6 protein-coding genes are annotated in these 20046 nt (G+C 62.8%); 4 read left to right on the forward strand and 2 right to left on the reverse strand.

The window, feature by feature from the left end; all coding sequences use genetic code 11:
* Positions 1-119: 119 nt before the first annotated feature.
* Positions 120-500 carry a DUF2946 family protein gene (locus tag RHM60_RS04440; protein WP_322213747.1) on the forward strand — a complete coding sequence of 127 codons (381 nt, stop codon included), beginning with the start codon at positions 120-122 and terminating at the stop codon, positions 498-500.
* 144 nt (positions 501-644) lie between these two features.
* Positions 645-2651, forward strand: a complete 2007-nt coding sequence (locus tag RHM60_RS04445; protein ID WP_322214575.1) for a TonB-dependent receptor — start codon at positions 645-647, stop codon at positions 2649-2651.
* Between the two features lie 191 nt (positions 2652-2842).
* On the opposite strand, the gene RHM60_RS04450 is transcribed toward RHM60_RS04445, so the two are convergent.
* A complete protein-coding gene (locus tag RHM60_RS04450) occupies positions 2843-3667 on the reverse strand; it encodes a formyltransferase family protein (RefSeq protein WP_322213748.1) in 825 nt (274 codons plus the stop codon).
* Between the two features lie 202 nt (positions 3668-3869).
* Between RHM60_RS04450 and RHM60_RS04455 the strand changes: the two genes are divergently transcribed.
* Both RHM60_RS04455 and RHM60_RS04460 read left to right on the forward strand, forming a co-directional pair.
* A complete protein-coding gene (locus tag RHM60_RS04455; RefSeq protein WP_209982412.1) occupies positions 3870-5522 on the forward strand; it encodes a cyclic peptide export ABC transporter in 1653 nt (550 codons plus the stop codon).
* A 110-nt stretch (positions 5523-5632) separates the two neighbouring features.
* Positions 5633-8074, forward strand: a complete 2442-nt coding sequence (locus RHM60_RS04460; RefSeq protein ID WP_322213749.1) for a TonB-dependent siderophore receptor — start codon at positions 5633-5635, stop codon at positions 8072-8074.
* Between the two features lie 116 nt (positions 8075-8190).
* Here the strand turns inward: RHM60_RS04460 and RHM60_RS04465 are convergent, their stop codons facing one another.
* The gene (locus RHM60_RS04465; RefSeq protein WP_322213750.1) at positions 8191-20046 is read right to left on the reverse strand and encodes a non-ribosomal peptide synthetase; all 11856 of its coding nucleotides are present in this window, start codon (positions 20044-20046) and stop codon (positions 8191-8193) included.

Consider the following 20046-nt stretch of genomic DNA (forward strand, 5'->3'; position numbering starts at 1 on the left):
CAAAAGCAGATCAAAAACGGAGCGGTGCTTCTGGCTGCGGCGAAATGGCGCATGCCTTGCGCTTTCACTTGGGCGGTTAACTGCGGCTAAATAGCGGCCCCTTTGTGTCGACTGCCTTGATGCCCATGTTTTCACGCATCAGTCCCTGGATTGCCTGCCTGGCCTTGCTGCTGAATATGCTGGCCATGCCGCTCAGCCGTGCCATGCAGGCGCCGGATAGCGGGTTGATGCTGTGGGGTGGGTTCTGTTCGTCGCAGGCTCTGCCGCCGGGCTTTGACAAGCTGGTCGTGCCGTTGAAGTCGGCGCCTGCGTCCGGTGAGATGAAGCACGGTGACTGTTGCTGCGGGCATGCCGGTCTGGCGGCGTTACCGTCCAGTCATTACCGCCATTTTCTGCCGCGTTATGCACCGGACAGTGTCCTTGATGATCCGCTGCTGCCTGCGCTGCATCCCAGGATTCGCTGGCCGAGCCTGAGTCCGCGCGCCTCCCCTGTGACCTGATTGCCCGAACTTCATGTTTCAGCCGCGCGATTGCGTGGCTGAACGTCCTTGACGTTTTTCAGGTTTCAGGAAGCGTGCCTTATGCCTGCTCCATTTACTCTGCCGCGCGCAAAGCGTGTGGCTGTGCCCTGCTCACTCTGGCCGATGCTCTCGGTGAGCCTGCTTGCCTTTTCTTCATTGGCCTCGGCGGACGAAAGCGCTGCCCTCACCCTTGGCGCTGTCGCGATCCAGGGCACCAGCGGTGACAGTGGCCCGCTCGGCACGCGCGGCGTGCCCGGTTCGGTGGACATCCTCGGCGCCGATGTCGTGGAGAAAATGCCGGTCAACTACAGCTGGGAGCTGTTCAGCCGAGCGCCGGGGGTGATGCTTACCGAGTTCAACCAGGGCACCACCTCCGGCAAGATTTCGTTTCGCGGTTTCAACGGTGAAGGTGAAGTGAACGCGGTCAAGCTGCTGATCGACGGCATTCCCAGTAACAGCAACGACGGCAACATGCCCTTCATGGACATGATTTTCCCGCTGGAACTGGACAGCATCGAAGTGGTGCGCGGCACCAGCGATGCCCGTTATGGCCTGAACAACATCGCCGGTAACGTGAACATGCTCACCCGCACCGGCGGCGACTACACCCGTGCGCGCATCCGTTACGGCAGCGATGACACCCGTGAAACCCAGTTCGCCAAAGGCATCGAGAGCAGCAACTGGACGCAGAATTACTTTTTCGCCTACCAGAAAGCAGACGGCTATCGCGATCACGCCGAGGCGGACAAAGTCTCGCTGTCCGGCAAGTGGTTCTATACCCCGGACGACAATCGCTACCGCATCGGCCTGATCGCCCGCCATTACGAAACCGAGGCCGAGGAACCCGGTTATCTGAGTGCCGACGATGCGCACCAGCATCCCCGCATGAGCAATGTCTACAACGCCAGCGACAAAGGCACGCGACGCATGAATCAGCTCAGCCTGCACCTTGATACCGAACTGGCCGAGACGCTTTCGTGGTCGGCGAAAACCTACCTCAATACCTTCGATGATCGACGCTGGACCCAGTACTGGCGCACCAGCGCCCAGCAGGAACGTGACGCGTACGAAACCCAGTACGGCGCTCTCACTTCCCTGACCTGGCGCCCCGTCGTCAGCGGGCTGTACCACTTCGCCCTGGAAGGCGGCACGGATATCCAGCGTCAGCAGAACACCAGCGAGCGCTACCGCACCCTGGACCGCGCGCGCCAGGCGCAGACCCGGGATCAGCAGTTCGACTTCAACACCGTCGGTGCGTACGTGCAGGCCGAGATTCAACCGTTCGAATCGCTGAAGATCATCCCCGCGTACCGCGTCGACCGGATCCAGGGTGACTTCACCAATGCAATGACCGGCACGGACTACGCCATCAACGACTACGGGCTGATCAAGCAACCCAAGCTCAGCGTGGTGTATTCGCCCTGGAACGTGGCCAGCGTCTACGCCAATTGGGGCCGCACCTTCCAGGTGGGCACCGGGGCAGCCGCCTACAAGATCCCGCCGCGTGACACCGACCTTGCGCCCTCGATCAACGAGGGCTGGGAAACCGGCATCACGTTCACCCCTGCCGACTGGGTCGATGGGCGCATTGCCTACTGGCAACAGGAGGCCAGCGGCGAAGTCAGCCGCCGGCTCAACGACCCCAGCGGCGAGTCGGACAATGTCGGCCAGACCCGCCGCTGGGGCTACGACGCGCAGCTCAACCTGCACCCGAACGCGCGCACCGAGATCTGGCTGGCCTACGCCTGGCAGTACTCGAAAATCCTCCAGCCCAGCGCGACCCTACCGGGCAGCAAAGGCCGCGAGATCGACCACATCCCCCATCATTTGTACAACGCCGGCATTCGTTACCAGGCCACACCGGCCCTGCAACTCAGCGCGTGGATGAATGGGCAGACTCACTACTATCTGGAGCGGGAGAACACCCAGGGCACGTACGGCGGTTATGTGTTGATGAACCTTGGTGCCGTTTACCGGGTGACGGAGTCGGTCAGTGTTGATCTGCAGTTGAAGAACCTCACTAACCGTTACTACGAATATGCGTGGTATGACCCGGATGGGGCCAGGGCATCGCTGCATTCGCCGGGGGATGGGCGGACGCTGATGAGTGGGGTGACGTTGGACTTTTAGGGTTTGGTGTACCTCTCCGTTATTTCCATCAAAAGCAGACTGTGTTCTATCTGATCCATGGAGATCCAAATGTGGGAGGGGCTTGCTCCCGATGGCGTTGTGTCAGCTACCAATAAGCTGACTGACACTCAGCCATCGGGAGCAAGCCCCTCCCACATTTTTATAGCGTTCGGCAAAAAAATCGGTCGATTTTAAGCTCGGGCAAGCAACTCCAACCCCTCCTGCAACGCCGGAAACAAACTGTTATTAAAGTTGTTCCACCGCAGCTCAAGGATAGTGTCCTCAGGCGAAATCTGCGTCTTGAGCACGTCATGCAACACCTCCCCCGAGTCGATCCCGTTGTCCACGTAATGAAACGACGCCCCGGTGAGATAAAGCGGTTCACACGGCCTGGTTTCCCGGGTGGTCCAGTCCACCACCGCCTCGCCGCGCGCACCATACAGCGCATTCCAGGTCGCATAGGCCCCCCGACGCTCATACGGCGATTCAATACGGGTGATGCCCGGATGAATATTCATGATCCGCCGCGCAAACGGCGCGCCCGTACGCACCAGTTCATCGAGGATCACCAGCAGACCATCGAGCACCACGATATCGGCTTTCAATTCCACCAGCGTGTCATGCAGGCGACGCTCGAAGTCCTGCTTGCCGGCAATGTGTTCGGCGCTGCCCCGGGGTAAACGGCGGTAGGTGGACGGCACACTCAGCAGCAGGTCGTTGACCCGCTTGCCCTGCACCCGCAGGTCCGCCGGGTACAACCACTGGCGGCCCGGCTCGCAGGCAAAGCCGTAATCGGCAACCAGCGCCTGATCCCGCGGGTTGTGTTCGTCATCGTCATACACCACGCCCACCAGGTCATAGGCCTGGCCCAGCGGTGTGTCGTTGAGCGCCCCCACCAGAAATTCCAGCACCGACGTCATGTAGCGCTCGTGGTCCTTGTAGGCCACCGGCTGCCCGGCCTTGTCGGCGGCGGCATTGCGCAGGGACCACACATACACCAGGTTTTTCTTTGTCATGTTTTCGCTCTCGCTGAAGGAACCGCGCACGGCGTCGCTACGCGTGCGCCTACAGAACAAGAACGAACCAGCGTGCGGGCAATTTATCCGCTGCGCCCTACCCCCCGGCACACCGGGCTAAATAGTCGCCCCGGCGCTTCGTTTGTCATGGGTAAGGGTCTGTGTGCCCAGCCCCCTCTTTTTGACTTTCCGGGAAGTATTTATGACCGATGCCAAACGCGGCGCCTTTAACGGCTTGCTCGCACTGATCAGGCCCTTTCGCACCATCGTGACGGTGTCCGTTGCGCTGGGCATGGTCGGCGGCCTCGCCATCACCCTGCTGCTGGCCACCATCAACAATGCCCTGCATTCGCCCGACGGCATGACCCAGGGCGTGGTCATGACCTTTGCCGCGCTGTGCGTGGTGGCACTGGTCAGCTCGATCATTTCCGACATCGGCACCAACTATGTGGGCCAACGCATCATCGCGGCGCTGCGCAAGGACCTGGGCGAGAAAGTCCTGTCAGCGCCCATCGGCCAGATCGAGCGCTACCGCTCGCACCGCCTGATCCCGGTGCTGACCCACGACGTCGACACCATCAGCGATTTCTCCTTCGCGTTCACCCCGCTGGCCATCGCCGCCACGGTCACCCTCGGCTGCCTGGGCTACCTGGCGTACCTGTCGGTGCCGATGTTCCTGATGATGGTGGTGGCGATTATCATCGGCAGCACCGTGCAATTCATTGCCGGCGGCAAGGGCATCCAGGGCTTTGACCTGGCTCGCGGGCATGAGGATGAGTTGCAGCGTTACTACAACGCTATCGCCTCGGGCGCCAAGGAACTGCGCATGCACCGTCCACGGCGCTACCGCATGAACACCCACCGCATCCAGGAAACTGCCGACCTGATCAGCGATATCCAGGTGCGGTCGGTGAATATCTACATTCTCGCCAAGACCTTCGGTTCGATGCTGTTCTTCGTGGTCATCGGCCTGGCCCTGGCGATGCAGGCGTACCGGCCCAACCCGGATCCAACCGTGATCACCGGTTTCGTGCTGGTGCTGCTGTACATGAAAGGCCCGCTGGAGCATTTGCTGGGCTACCTGCCGGTGGTGGGCAAGGCGAAGATTGCGTTCGGCCGTATCAGCGAGCTGTCGGAACGTTTCTCGTCGCCGGAGCCGCACCTGCTGATGGACGACAGCGAAGCACCGAAATCGCTGGTCCACAGCCTCGAACTCAAGGGCGTGAGCTACAGCCCGCCGGCGGTCGAAGGCAGCGAGCCGTTCCACTTAGGCCCGATCGACCTGAGCATCAAGCAAGGCGACATCGTATTCATCGTCGGCGAAAACGGCAGCGGCAAGACCACCCTGATCAAGCTGCTGTTGGGCCTGTACCCGCCCCAGGCCGGCGAAATCCGCCTCAATGGCGAAGCGGTGACCGCCACCGAACGCGACGATTATCGACAGTTGTTCACCACGGTGTTCTCCGACTACTACCTGTTCGACGACCTGGTGCAGGGCAGCGCCACCCAGTCGCTGGACAGCGCCAGCAAGTACCTGGAGCGCCTGGAAATCGCGCACAAGGTGAGCGTCAAGGACGGCGTATTCAGCACCACCGACCTCTCCACCGGCCAACGCAAACGCCTGGCGCTGGTGAACGCCTGGCTCGAAGAGCGTCCGGTGCTGGTGTTCGACGAATGGGCCGCCGACCAGGACCCGGCCTTTCGCCGCATCTTCTACACCGAGCTGCTGCCGGACCTCAAACGCCTGGGCAAAACCATCATCGTGATCAGCCACGACGACCGCTATTTCGACATCGCCGACCAGCTGGTGCGCCTGCGCGCTGGCCAGGTGGTGCACGAAATGGAACCGGCGTGAATTTTATTTTCCGGTTTCCCCAGGTAGGAACGTCTCACTAGTGGTAATGAGAATTGACCTCAATAAACACTTAGAATTGCCCACTTAAAAACATAGAAGAGAAAGCATCCATGCCAGCACGTCTCGGTCTCAGCCCCCTGAGCAAAGCGCTATCCATGCGCCGGGCCCTGAACATCAACCTTCTTCCGAGTGCCCTTCTGCTTGCGGTATCGTTGCCTATTGCAGGCTATGTACAGGCCCAGGAGGTCGAGTTGAATATTCCTGCACAGCCGCTGGGGAGCGCGTTGCAGGAATTCGGCCGGCAGACCAATGTGCAGGTGTTGTATAGCCCGGGGGATGTGCAGGGCAAGAAGAGCCGTGCGGTCAAGGGCAAGATGGAGCCGCAGCGCGCCATCGAGTCCTTGCTGGCGGGCACGCAGACCACCAGCAATCTCAGCGGCAACACGCTGACGGTGGTCGCCGCCGGCGCTGGGGTCGGGCTGGAACTGAGTCCGACGCAGGTCACCGCCAACCAGTTGGGCAATATCACCGAAGGTTCCGGCTCCTATACACCAGGCAGTATCGCCACCGCGACACGCCTGACCCTGACCCCACGGCAGACGCCACAGTCAATCACAGTGGTCACCCGCCAGCACATCGAAGATTTCGGCCTGAACAATGTCGATGACGTGATGCGCCACACCCCCGGTATCACGGTATCGGCCTATGACTCCGACCGTACCAACTACTATTCCCGTGGTTTCTCGGTCAACAGCTTCCAGTACGACGGTATCCCGTCCACCGTGCGCAACGTCGGCTACTCGGCGGGCAACACCCTCAGCGACATGGCGATCTACGACCGCATCGAAGTGCTCAAGGGTGCTACTGGCCTGCTCAACGGTGCCGGCTCCCTGGGCGCAACCATCAACCTGATCCGCAAGAAACCGACGTCGGACTTCAAGGGCCATGTGCAACTGGGCGCAGGCTCCTGGGACAACTACCGCAGTGAAGTGGATGTCAGCGGCCCCCTGACCGACAGCGGTAATGTCCGTGGTCGTGCGGTCGCGGCGTATCAGGACAAAAAGTCCTTTATGGACCACTACTCGCGCAAGACTGAAACCTACTATGGCATTACCGAATTCGACCTGTCCCCCGACACTCTGCTGACCGTGGGCTTCGACTACCAGGACAATATCCCGAAAGGCTCCAGTTGGTCCGGCTCCTTCCCGTTGGTCAACTCCAACGGCAGCATCAACAAGATGCCGCGCTCGTACAACAACGGCACCACCTGGAGTTCCTGGGAGCAGAACACCCGTACAGCCTTCGCCATGCTCGAACATGACCTGGGTGACGGCTGGGTGACCAAGTTCCAGCTCGACCACAAGATCAACAGCTATCATGCCGATCTCGGTTCGATTCAGTTCGTCCAGCCGGCCGCAGACGGCACCGCCGAGATCAACGGGCAGAAGTACACCGGCGAGACCAAGAGCACCTCGGCCGACCTTTACGCCACCGGACCTTTCAGCCTGTTCGGCCGCGATCACGAACTGGTGGTGGGCGGCTCCATCGGCACATCGCGCTGGCAAGGCAAGGGTTACTGGTCGCCGGACTGGCCAGGCGGCAACAAAGTCGATTTCTATAACTGGAATGGCCACCTCGCCAAGCCCATCTACGGTCCTGTCCAGCAGTACATCGATGACACCATCCGCCAGACGGGCTACTACGTAACCACGCGCCTGAGCGTGATGGACGACCTTAACGTGATCCTTGGTGGGCGCGTGGCCAACTACCACGTTACCGGCAACAACCCTTCCTACAAGGAAACCGGCCGCTTCATCCCTTACGCGGGTGTGATTTACGACCTCAACGACAACTTCTCGGCGTATGCCAGCTACACGGATATTTTCCAACCCCAGGAAAGTACCTACAAGGACCGCGACGAAAAGCTGCTGGAGCCGGATGAGGGGCAAAACTACGAGTTGGGCCTCAAGGGTGAATTCCTCGACGGTCGCTTGAACACCAGCATTGCCTACTTCGAAGTGCATGAGACCAACCGTCCGATCTCGGACGACGCCTACAACAACCAGACACCGACGCCCAACAACTATGCGTTCAGGAGTTCCAAGGCAGTCACCAAGGGCTACGAAGCGGAGATCTCCGGTGAGCTTAGCCCGGGCTGGCAGGTTCAGGGTGGCTACACACACAAGATCGTGCGTGATGACGACGACAAGAAGATCTCCACGTTCGAACCCGAGCACCAGGTCAACCTGAACACCACCTACAAGCTCAAGGGCGATCTGGACAAACTCACCATCGGTGGCGGCCTGCGCTGGCAGAGCAAGGGCTGGTATGAAATCTACAACTCGCCGCTCGAAACCAACCAGGACATCACCCAGAAATCCTACTGGCTGGTGGACCTGATGACCCGCTACCAGGTCACCAAAAACCTCTCGGCAACCGTCAACTTCAACAACATTTTCGACAAGTCCTATTACACCAACGTAGGCTTCTATAACTCGGCGGCCTACGGCGAGCCGCGCAATGTGATGTTCAGCACACGCTGGGATTTCTGACCTGACTTGATCGACCCAACGCCCGGTGAGTATTCACCGGGCGTTTTCGTTTGAAGACCGTGTGCAGGGCAGAAAAAACCCGGACACATGATCCGGGTTTTTTATGGGCTGACCTTTTACTCCATCGCCTCCACCAGGCTGCTGATGAACGCGGCGCTGTCGATAATCCCGTCATGATCGGTCTCGACCATTACCGAACGCTCGATACGCCCCTGGCTGATAGTCGCCGCCATATGCTGCTCAATCACTGCCTTGCAGCGCCCTGCCCGGCTCATGGACGCCCACCAGCAACTGAGCGGCGCCTTGATGGGTTTAAAGTCCGCATCCACCATGCGTTCACTCAGCGCGCGGTCAACCTCCCACGCTATCTGCGCCTCATTACCGCGCAGCAACTCTTCCTTGATTGACGTAAAGGCGGACCCCAGGGTTTGTTCAGCCCACGTCACAAACGCCTGCAGGCGGCCTGCCTCGTCCTCGGTATCCCGTTGGCATTGTTCCCAGGCGCGTCGAATCGGCTCGGCGAACGCGGGGAACATCACACCCAGCAATGCGGCACGCCGCTCATTCACCGAAACTTCAAGCACGTCCTCAACGACCACTGCATCCCAGTACGGTTTGAGCCACTGCGGTGGTGCGGCATCGATCCAGCCTACAAACTCCACCTCACGCCCCGCCTGCTCCAGACCGTAGGCCACCTCCATCGCAAGGTTGCCGCCCAGTGACCAGCCGCCCAGCCGGAAAGCGCCCTGCGGCTGCGCCATCAGCAATTGCTCCGTGTAATCCTCAATCATCACCTGCCACTGAGGTACTGCGCCGCCCTCCTCGGCCAAGGCGCGGCACATCACCCCGAATACCGGACGCTGCTCGCGCAGGGCCATGGCGATGGCGGTATAGCAATGCACCGAACCGAAGCTTGGGTGGAACATGAACAACGGTGTGCCTTGGGTCTGCTGGTTGAGCCTGACGATCAGCGAGCTGCGTTTTTCTCCCAGTAAACAATCAACCTGCCCACGCACTGTCGGGTTCAGCATCAATTGACTGACGGACAAGCCGACGCCACTGACCTTGTGAATACGCTCCTTGAGCATCAGCACCCGCAGCGAATGGCCGCCGAGTTCGAAGAAGTTGTCGCTTAATCCCACGCGCTGCAGATCCAGCACATCGCACCAGATCGCCGCGACTTGCCGCTCGATGTCGCTTTGAGGTTCCAGGTACTGATCAGTGGCTCGCGCCGCAGGCTTGGGCAGCGCCTTGCGATCCAGCTTGCCATTGGGGCTCAACGGCATATGGGGCAGCACCATCCACTGAGCCGGCACCATGTAGTCGGGCAATTGCGCGGCCAGATGGGCCACCACCGATGCCTTCCAGCCATCCTCCGGAGCCTGGAGCACCAGGTAACCCACCAGGTGCGTGCCGTCGACTGCCAGCACCGCGGCTTCGCGGACGCTGTCGAGCTCCAGCAGACGTGCTTCGATTTCACCCAGTTCAATGCGCAGCCCACGCAGTTTGACCTGATGATCGATACGCCCGGCGTACTCGATCACGCCGTCGTCACGATAACGCGCCAGGTCGCCGGTGCGGTACAGGCGGGCGCCGTTGCCAAACGGGTCGGTGACAAAACGTTCGGCGGTGAGTGCCGCGCGGCGATGATAACCGCGCGCCAGGCCGATACCGCCCAGGTAAAGTTCGCCCAATACGCCCACCGGCGCAGGCGTCAGGTTGCCGTCCAGCACGTAGCAGCCCAGGTTGGCGATCGGCCGGCCGATAGGTACCGCGTCGCAGCCCTCATCGACGCAGGTCCAGTGGGTCACGTCGATGGCAGCTTCGGTCGGTCCATACAGGTTGTACAGCCCGGCGCCAGGCAGTTTGGCGAACACCTGCTGCTGGGCATCCACCGGCAATGCCTCACCGCTGCACACAATGCGTTGCAGACTATGACAGGTACTGACCGCCGTATCCTGCAAAAACGCCTGCAGCATGGATGGCACAAAGTGCAGCGTCGTGATCTGTTCTGCCGTGATCAGGCTGACCAGCCTGGCCGGATCACGGTGATCTCCCGGCGCAGCCATCACCAGGCGCGCACCGCTCATCAGCGGCCAGAAGAACTCCCATACCGACACGTCAAAGCTGAACGGCGTTTTCTGCAGCACACTGTCATGTGCCCCCAAGGCGTACGCCTGCTGCATCCAGCACAGCCGGTTGGTCAGCGCGATATGCCGGTTGCCGGCGCCTTTGGGCTGGCCGGTGGAACCGGAGGTGTAGATGACGTAGGCCAGGTTTTCGGAATGTACGTCGATATCCGGGTTGTGCGAGCCATAGTCCGCCAGCCAGGCTTCGCCCGGCTCCAGCAGCAGAGTGTGTACGTCCTTTGCCAGAGGCAGTTGCGCCAGCAGATGGGCCTGGGTCAGCAGCAGTTGCACACCGCTGTCCTGCAGCATGTAGGCCAGACGCTCCTGAGGGTAATCCGGGTCCAGCGGTACATAGGCCCCCCCTGCCTTGAGCACGGCCAGCAGGCCGACCACCATTTCAATCGACCGCTCCATCGCCAGCCCCACCAGCACATCCGGACCGACACCGGCCGCCACCAGGCGATGCGCCAGGCGATTGGCCCGCGCGTTCAACACCTGGTAACTCAAGGACTGCCCGGCAAACACCAGCGCCGCAGCATCTGGCGTACGCCGCACCTGGGCCTCAATCAGCCGGTGCACCGCTTGATCCAGCGGATACTCGGCGGCCGTGGCATTCCAGTCATGCAGCACGGTCTGGCGCTCGCCGTCGGCCAGCGACGGCAATGCACCGAGGCATTGCGACGCGTCGCTGGCCATCGCCAGCAACAGCTGCTGGAAGTGCTCGGCCAGGCGTTGAATATGTGCGGCGCTGAAGGCTTGCCGGTCGTAGTTGAACTCCAGGCCCAGGGTGTCACCGATCGCCAGCAGGACGGTCAACGGGTAGTGGGTCTGCTCCAGGCTGTGCACCGCACCAAACTGCAGCCCCGACGGCGCGCTCTGCTCCAGCGCCTCGGACACCGGGTAGTTCTCGAACACGAGGATGCTGTCAAACAACGCCTCACCGCCCAAGCCCGCCCACCGCTGGATTTCGAACAGCGGCGTATGTTCCTGCTCGCGCAGGCGCACATTCTGTGCCTGGACCTGCTGCAGCCACTGCATGACCGACATCCGGGCATCCGGCGTCGCCACCACAGGCAGTGTGTTGATGAACAGACCGACCTGCTGTTCAATCCCGCGCAACTCTGCCGGGCGCCCCGCCACCGTGGCGCCGAACGCCACAGTGGCCTGCCCGGTGTGGTGTTGCAGCAACAACAACCAGGCGCCTTGTACCAGCGTATTGAGGGTGACCTTGTTGCGTTGGGCATAGGCCTTCAGGCGTTCGGTACGGGTCGCATCCAGGCTCATGCGATGCTCTGCATTGACCGCTGGGGCCGTACCCTCCTCGGCCTTTACCTCACGGGACAGACGAGTGGGCTCCTGCAAACCAAGCAACTGGTTTTTCCAGAAAGCTTCGCTGGCCACCTTGTCCTGCGCCTGCAGCCAGGCGATGTAGTCGCGGTAACGTCCGGTTTGCGTCGGCAGCGGCTCACCGGCGTAGTGTTGCAGCACTTCGCCGAACAGCTGTGAACCACTCCAACCGTCCATGAGGATGTGGTGGTTGGTGTAGATCAAGTGATAGCTGGACGCGCCGGTGCGAATTACCGACAGACTCAACAGCGGTGCCTGCTCGAGCACAAACCCCTGAGCCCGCGCCGCTTGCGCCAAGCTGTCGAGCGCCTCGCCGCAGGCCACGCGGCCCTGCCAATCCAGCTCGACAAACGGCATGCACGCCTGCCGGTAAACCACCTGCAAGGGTTGCTCAAGCTCGGCCTGCCACACAAAACCACTGCGCAGGATCTCATGCCGGTCCACTGCCGCCTGCCATGCCCGCTGGAAACGCGCGACGTCCAGGCCCTGCACGTCAATGCGCATCTGATTGATGTAGTCACCCGAGCCTTCGCCATACAGGGACTGGAACAGCATGCCTTGCTGCATCGGTGACAACGGGTACAGGTCTTCGACCGCCGACACATCAAGGGGCAGCTCATCCAACTGCAGTTGGGACAAGCGCGCCAGCGGGAAGTCCGACGGTGTCACGCCCCGGTTGGCCGGCTCACAGCAATGATCGATCAAGGCCTTGAGTTCTTCGGCGTAATCGTCGGCCAATTGCTGGATGCACGTCTCATTGAACATGGCCTGGCTGAAACTCCAGTTCAGCTTCAGCTCACCGCCATAGACCTGGCCGTTGATTTCAAGCCAATTGCCCAAGGGCGCATCAGGGCTTTGTTCTGCCCCGCTGGCATCGTTCGAAGGCGCGAACAGCCCTTGCTGCTCTGCGCTGTCAAAGCTGGCATCGAACTGCCCCAGGTAATTGAAGGTGATACGCGGGGCCGGCAAGCCAGCCAATGCACCCTGCGCCTGCGGACTGCCCAGGTAGCGCAGAGCGCCGAACCCCAGGCCCTTGTCGGGCACCGCGCGCAGTTGCTCCTTGATCTGTTTGAGGGAGGCGGCCAGCGTGTCGGCAGGCACCAGCTTCAACGGGTAAAGGCTGGTGAACCAACCGACAGTACGGGTAAGGTCGATCTCCTCGAACAGGTCTTCGCGGCCATGGCCTTCGAGCCTGATCAACATCGAGTCATCACCAGTCCAGCGCGTAATGACGAGTGCCAGGGCAGTCAGCAGCAGGTCGTTGATCTGCGTGCGATAGGCACTCGGTGCGTCCTGCAGCAAACGACGGGTATAGCGCTGGTCCAACTGTGTGCTCACGCTCAGCGCCAGCCTGTTGCTCAGGCTGGCCTGTGGGTCGGCACCCGGCAAGCCCGCCGGGCTGCCGTGCAATTGCGCCTGCCACCAGACCAGTTCGCGTTCCAGCGCCGGGCTGCGTGCATAGGTCTGCAGGCGCTCGGCCCAGGCGCGGGTGGCGCTGGTCTTTGCCGGCAGTTGCACAGTGATACCCTGGGCCAGTTGCTGATAAGTGCTTTGCAGGTCTTCCAGCAGAATGCGCCAGGACACGCCGTCCACCACCAGGTGGTGGATCACCAGCAACAACCGCTGCGAACCATCGGCCAACTGCGCCAGCACTGCGCGCAGCAGAGGCCCGGCACTCAGGTTGAGGCTGCGCTGGGCCTCCTCACCCAATGCATCGAGTTCATCGACCGAATTCAAGTTGGTTTGCCACAGCACCTGCTCAGCCTGATGCACCTGCGGCCCACGGTAAGCTGCGGCCCAGCCACCCGGCTGCTGAACAAAGGCGCTACGCAGGGCATCGTGATGCACGATCAACGCCTGGAGCGCAGCCACCAGCAGCGACGCCTGCAACGGTTGGTGCGGCTGCAGCACCACGGACTGGTTCCAGTGATGCCGCTGGGGAATGTCATCGGCAAAAAAGCTCTGTTGCACCGGCAGCATCAACAACTCGCCCGTCAGAGCCGACTGGTCCAGAAGCACCGCGCCATCGCCGTCCCGGGCCACGGCCGCCAGACTCTGCACGGTCTGGTGCTGGAACAGGTCTTTGGGAGTGAAACGCACACCGGCCTGGCGCGCACGGCTGACCACCTGGATCGAGATGATCGAGTCGCCGCCCAGCTCAAAGAAGTTATCGTGCAGCCCCACTCGCGGCAGGCGCAAAACCTGTGACCAAATGGTGGCGATCTTGCGCTCCAGCTCACTCTGCGGCGCCACATACACCTGCTGCATCAGACTCACATCCGGCACGGGCAGGCCCTTGCGGTCGAGCTTGCCGTTGGGGGTCAGCGGCATGCGCTCGAGAAACATCAGGTGGGTGGGCACCATGTAGTCGGGCAAGCGGGTTTTCAGGGCGCTGCGCAAGGTTTCGCGCGCGCTCGATTGGGCGACGGCGTCCGTGAGCAGGGCCGTGTCCAGCGGCACCACGTAGGCCACCAGTTGTTTGCCGGTCGGGCCTTCCTGGGCCACCACCACGGTTTCGCCGACACTTGGCTGCTCACGCAGGCGCGCTTCGATTTCGCCCAGTTCGATACGGAAACCACGGATTTTAACCTGATGGTCAACCCGGCCCAGGTAGTCCACCACCCCGTCCGGGCGACCTCGGGTCAGGTCGCCGCTGCGATAGACGCGGCTGCCGGGCTGGCCGAACGGGTCCGGCACAAAGCGTTCGGCGGTGAGTGCCGGGCGCTCCAGGTAACCGCGCGCCACGCCCTCGCCGCCCAGGTACAACTCACCAGCCACGCCGATGGGCTGCAGATTGAGTTGCGCGTCGAGCACGTAGCCGCTGCGATTGCCCAGCAGCGTGCCGATGGGGGCGTAGACGGCGCCGCACGGATCGCCCCGGCGCGCTTTCCACAGCAAGGGGGTGACCACGGTTTCCGTGGGGCCGTAGCCATTGAACAGGTAGGTGGGCTTGAGTGCGCGCCAGGCCAGGTCATAGCTGGCCTGCGCCACGGCATCGCCGCCGAAGCAGTAGAGCCGCACGGCCGGCGGGTTGCCGTCGCGTTCGGCGTGTTCGGCCAATTGTTGCAGGTACACCGGCGGGAACACCGCCATGGTCACGTGATGGCGGTGCATTTGCTGGTAGGTGTACTCAGGCAGCCACAGGCTGTCGTCACGGATCAGGACGCTGGCGCCATTGATCAGCGGGTGCATCCAGCCCTCGTGGGAGCCATCGAAAGCAAACGACATGAAGTGCAGTTCGCAGTCGGCCGGGCCGGTTTCATAGCGCTCGCCGGTGGCGATGATGTGCGCCACCAGCGGGCCGTGCGCCACCGCCACGCCCTTGGGCATGCCGGTGGAGCCGGAGGTGTAGATCACGTAGGCGAGGTTGTCGCCGTGCAGCGCGACATCCGGTGCGGTGTGGTTGTCGTCGGACCAGACGTGCAACTGGTCCACCGCCAGGGCTTGCAGCCCTTCGGGAATCGGCAAGCGCTGCTGCACCGCCGAGTGCGTCAGCAGCAACCGCGAACGGCTGTCCTGCAGCATGTACAGCAGACGATCACGCGGGTATTCGATGTCCAGCGGCACATACGCGCCGCCAGCCTTCATCACCGCGAGGAACGCCACCATGATCTCGGCGCTGCGCGGCATGGCAATCGCCACCCGCACTTCCGGGCCGACACCACGGGCGATCAGCGCCTGGGCCAGACGGTTGGCACGGCGGTCGAGTTCACCATAGGTGAGCTGTTCGTCAGCGAACTTCACCGCCACCGCATGCGGTGTTTCCTGCGCACGGTCGGCGACCAGTTGGTGCACCAGACGCCGGGACGAGAAGCCTGCGGCGCTGCGATCCCACAGTTCAAGGATCTGCTGCTGTTCGGCAGCGTCCAGCAGATTCAACTGGCCGAGGGCTTGCTGCGGGTTGGCGACCATGCCCTGCAGCACGTTCTGCCAGTGCCGGGCCATGCGGTGCACGGTGCCGGCGTCGAACAGGTCCCTGGCATAGCCGAGGGTGGCCCAGATGCCCTCGGCGGACTCCTGGATATCCAGGTCCAGATCGAAATGCGCGGTCTTGCTTTCCCACGCCAGGCCTTCCACCCACAGCGTCGGCAGTTGCTGCTGGACCTGGGCCTGGCCGACGTCGGTCTGGTGGTTGAACATCACCTGGAACAGCGGGTTATGGCTCAGGCTGCGTTCCGGTTGCAGCGCTTCCACCAGTTGCTCGAACGGCAGGTCCTGATGGGCTTGCGCCTCCAGCGCACGCTGGCGGGTCTGCTGCAACAGTTGCTCGACGCTCATCTGCCCGTGAAGGTCAGCCTTGAGCACCTGGGTGTTGACGAAGAAGCCGATCAGGCGCTCGGTCTCGCTGCGGTTGCGGTTGGCAATCGGCACGCCGACGCGGATTTCTTCCTGGCCACTGTAGCGATGCAGCAAGGTCTGGAAAGACGCCAACAGCAGCATGAACAGGGTCACGCCCTGCTGCCGGGCCAGGGCCTTGAGGCCCTCGGTCAGTTCGGGCGCCAGCTCGAACGCCAGCCGCGCGCCTTGATGGCTTTGCACCGCCGGGCGTGGGCGGTCGAACGGCAACTCCAGCACGCTCTGCTCGCCGCCGAGCATCTCACGCCAGTAGGCCAGCTGACGCTCCTTCTCGCCCGCCTCCATCCAGTTGCGCTGCCACAGCGCATAGTCCGCATACTGGATCGGCAACGCCGGCAACTGCACGTCCTCGCCCTGGCTGTAAGCGGCATAGAGCTGCACCAGTTCCTCGACCATCAGTTGCATCGACCAGCCATCGGAGACGATGTGATGCTGCACCAGCACCAGCACATGCTCATCGGCGGCCAGGCGCAGCAACGCCACACGCAGCAACGGGCCTTGCTGCAGGTCGAAGGGCTCGGCGATCAGCGCTTCGACGCGCGCCTGGAGTCGGGTTTCGTCGACCTCGGCCAGCGTGATCGGCAGCGCCAGGTGGGGCTCGATCACTTGAACCGTGCGGTCCGGGTCCTGGCGCAAGCGCGTGCGCAGGCTTTCGTGGCGGGCCAGCAGGGTGTCGAAACTGCGCTGCAAGGCCGCCGGGTCCAACTGCCCTTTCAGGCGCAAGGCGCTGGGGATATGGTACGCCGCGCTTGACGGCTCCAATTGCCACAGGAACCACTGGCGCTCCTGAGCGTAGGACAGCGGCAAGGGCTGTTCGCGCCCTGCCGGCAGCAACGGCGGCGCCTTAGAGAGCGTAGTGTCCGGGGTGTGCAAGGCGGCGACAAACGCGTCCAGCCGAGGGTGCTCGAACAGCGCCTTGAGCGGCACTTCCAGGCTGAGCGTGTGGCGAATCCGCGACACCACTTGCATCGCCAGCAGCGAATGCCCGCCCAGCTCGAAGAAGTGCTGGTTCAGGCCCACACGCTCGGCGCCGAGAATAGCGGCCCAGATCGCCGCCACCTGCTGCTGCAGCGGCGTGACCGGCTCCAGCCAGTCCGGTTGCAACGCGCTCGCGTCGGGTTTGGGCAACGCCTGGCGGTCCAGCTTGCCGTTGGGGTTGAGCGGCATGCGGTCGAGGAAGATCAGGTGCGCCGGCACCATGTAATCGGGCAGGTGTTCGCGCAACGTTGCCATCAGCACCGCGCCGGCCTCGCCGCGCGCGGCTTCGTCCAGCGGTTGCGCGGGCACCAGATAGGCCAGCAGTTGATTGTCAGCCGCCAGCAGCAACGCTTCGCGCACGCTCTGTTGGGCCAGCAGCAGGGTTTCGATCTCACCCAGTTCGATGCGAAAACCGCGCACCTTCACCTGATGGTCGACCCGCCCGACGTACTCGACAATCCCGTCGGCGCGGTAGCGCGCCAGGTCGCCGGTGCGGTAAAGGCGCGCGCCAGCGTCGCTGAACGGGTTGGCGACAAAGCGCTCGGCCGTCAGGGCTGGCCGCTTCAGATAGGCACTGGCCAGGCCCAGGGCGCCGGCAATGTAGAGTTCGCCCACGGCGCCGGGAGGCAGCAGGTTGAGGTCGCGGTCGAGCACGTACAGCCCGCGCCCGGGCAACGCGCGGCCAATCGGGCTGGCGGTCACACCGTTGATGACGCCGGGGTCGGTGCAGTCCAGCACACTCGAGACCACCGTGGCCTCGGTGGGTCCGTAGGTATTGAGCAGGCGCACATGGCCCAGCCCCGCCCGTTGCCACAGCTGCGGGCCATCGAGCGGCATGGCTTCACCGCCGATATGGATCTGGCGCAACGCACCATAAGAGCGGGTGCCCGCTTGCAGGCAATCCTGCAGAAACAGTTTCCAATAGGCCGTGGGCAAGTCGGCCAGGGTGATGCCCTGCTCGATGATCTGCCGGTACAACTGCGCGCCATCCCACAACTGCGGGCCACGCAAGACCACGGTGGCACCGAGGGTCAGCGCCGGGTAAAGCTGTTCGACAAAACCGTCGAAGTTCAGCGTGGCGAACTGCAACACGCGGTCCTGCGGCACCAACCGTGAGTAATCGGCGGCGATGCCGGCGAATTCGCTCAAGGCCCCATGGCTGATGGCAACGCCCTTGGGTTTGCCGGTGGAGCCGGAGGTGTAGATCACATAGGCCAGGCGTTGCGGCTCGAAATCGGTTGCCGGGTTGTCAGCGCAATTCACTGCCAACTGCGTCTGGATCAGGTCGATATCCACGGCGGTTACCCGTTCGGGCAGCGGCAGGCGCTCACGCAGGCCGGACTGGGTGAGCACGAGGCTCACACCGCTGTCCTCCAGCATGTGCAGCAGGCGTTCACGTGGATACTCGGGGTCCAAAGGCACGTAGGCCGCGCCGGTCTTGAGCACCGCCAGCAGGCTCACCACCATCGCAAAGGAACGCTCCACCGCGATGCCCACCAGCCCCTGCGGGCCGACGCCCCGGGCCATGAGCAAATGCGCCAGGCGGTTGGCCTGCTGGTTCAATTCGCCGTAGCTGAGGGCCTCGTCATCCAGGGCCAGGGCCTGGCGTTCAGGCTGGCGCTCGGCCTGGGCTTCGAACAACCGGTGCACCGCCTGCGCGGCAACGCCACAGGCCGGCGCATTCCAGTCTTCAAGCATCACGCGTCGCTGCGCCTCGTCCAGCATCGGTAACCGGGCAAGCACGCTGCGCGGGTCATCCACCACTGCCTGCAGCAGGGCCTGCCAGTGGTGCGCCAGGCGCTCGATGGTCGTGCCGTCGAACAGATCGGTGGCGTAGGTGAACGCCGCCCATAGCCCGTCGGCCGATTCGTGGGTGTCCAGGCTCAGGTCGAAATGGGTGGTCTGGCTGTCCCAGTCAAGCTGCGCCACACGCAGGCCCGGCAGCTGACGGGTGTCCTGCCCGCCCTGGGCATCGGTCTGGTGGTTGAACATCACCTGGAACAGCGGGTTCTGACTCAGGCTGCGCTCGGGCTGCAACGCCACCACCAGTTGCTCGAAGGGCAGGTCCTGATGGGCCTGGGCCTCCAGCGCGCGCGCCTTGGTCTGCTGCAGCAGTTGCGCAAAACTCATCTGGCCGTCGAGGTCGGCCTTGAGCACCTGGGTGTTGACGAAGAAGCCGATCAAGCGCTCGGTTTCAAGGCGGTTACGGTTGGCCACCGGCACACCGACGCGGATATCCGACTGCCCACTGTAGCGATACAACAGGGTCTGGAAGGAAGCGAGCAAGAGCATGAACGGCGTCACGCCCTCCTGCTGCGCCAGCCGCTTGAGGCCGGCGACCAGCGTGGTCGGCAGATGCACCTGCAAGCTGGCCCCGCGATGGCTTTGCTGCGCCGGGCGTGGACGGTCCAGTGGCAGCTCCAGCACCGGCTGCTCGCCTGCCAGCAGGTTCTGCCAATAGGCCAACTGGCGCGCCTTTTCCCCGGCTTCCATCCAGCGACGCTGCCACAGGGCGTAGTCGGCGTACTGGATCGGCAGCTCGGGCAGTTGCGGCGTGTGCCCCTGACTGTAAGCGGCATACAGGTGCACGAGTTCTTCAACCATCAGTTGCATCGACCAGCCATCGGACACGATGTGGTGCTGCACCATCACCAGCACATGTTCATCATCGGCCAGTTGCAGCAGGCTCACGCGCAACAGCGGCGCCTGGTGCAGATCGAACGGCCGGGCCACCTGCGCTTGCACCTGCGCCATCAGCTGCGACTCGTCGACATGTGCCTGGCGGATCTCGACCCGCGCCTCGGGCAGCACGTGTTGCCACAGTTGCTCACCGTCTTCGACCAGTTGTGTGCGCAAGCTGTCGTGACGGATCAGCAGCGTGTCGAAACTGCGCTGCAACGCCGCCAGGTCCAGTTGCCCGTGCAGGCGTAGGGCGCCGGGAATATGGTAGGCGGCGCTGTGCGGGTCGAGCTGCCAGAGAAACCACTGGCGTTCCTGAGCGAAGGACAACGGCAGGCTGTGGCCGTCCTCGCGGATCGAGGCAATCGGCAATTGCGCGAAGCTCATGCCACGGCTGTGCAGACGTTGGTAGAACTGCTGGCGCTGTTCCAGCGGCAGGCGAAGAAAGCGCGAAACCAGGTCGATGTTAGGGTTGGAAAGCAT

The organism is Pseudomonas sp. MH9.3 (assembly GCF_034354675.1).
Lineage (GTDB): Bacteria > Pseudomonadota > Gammaproteobacteria > Pseudomonadales > Pseudomonadaceae > Aquipseudomonas.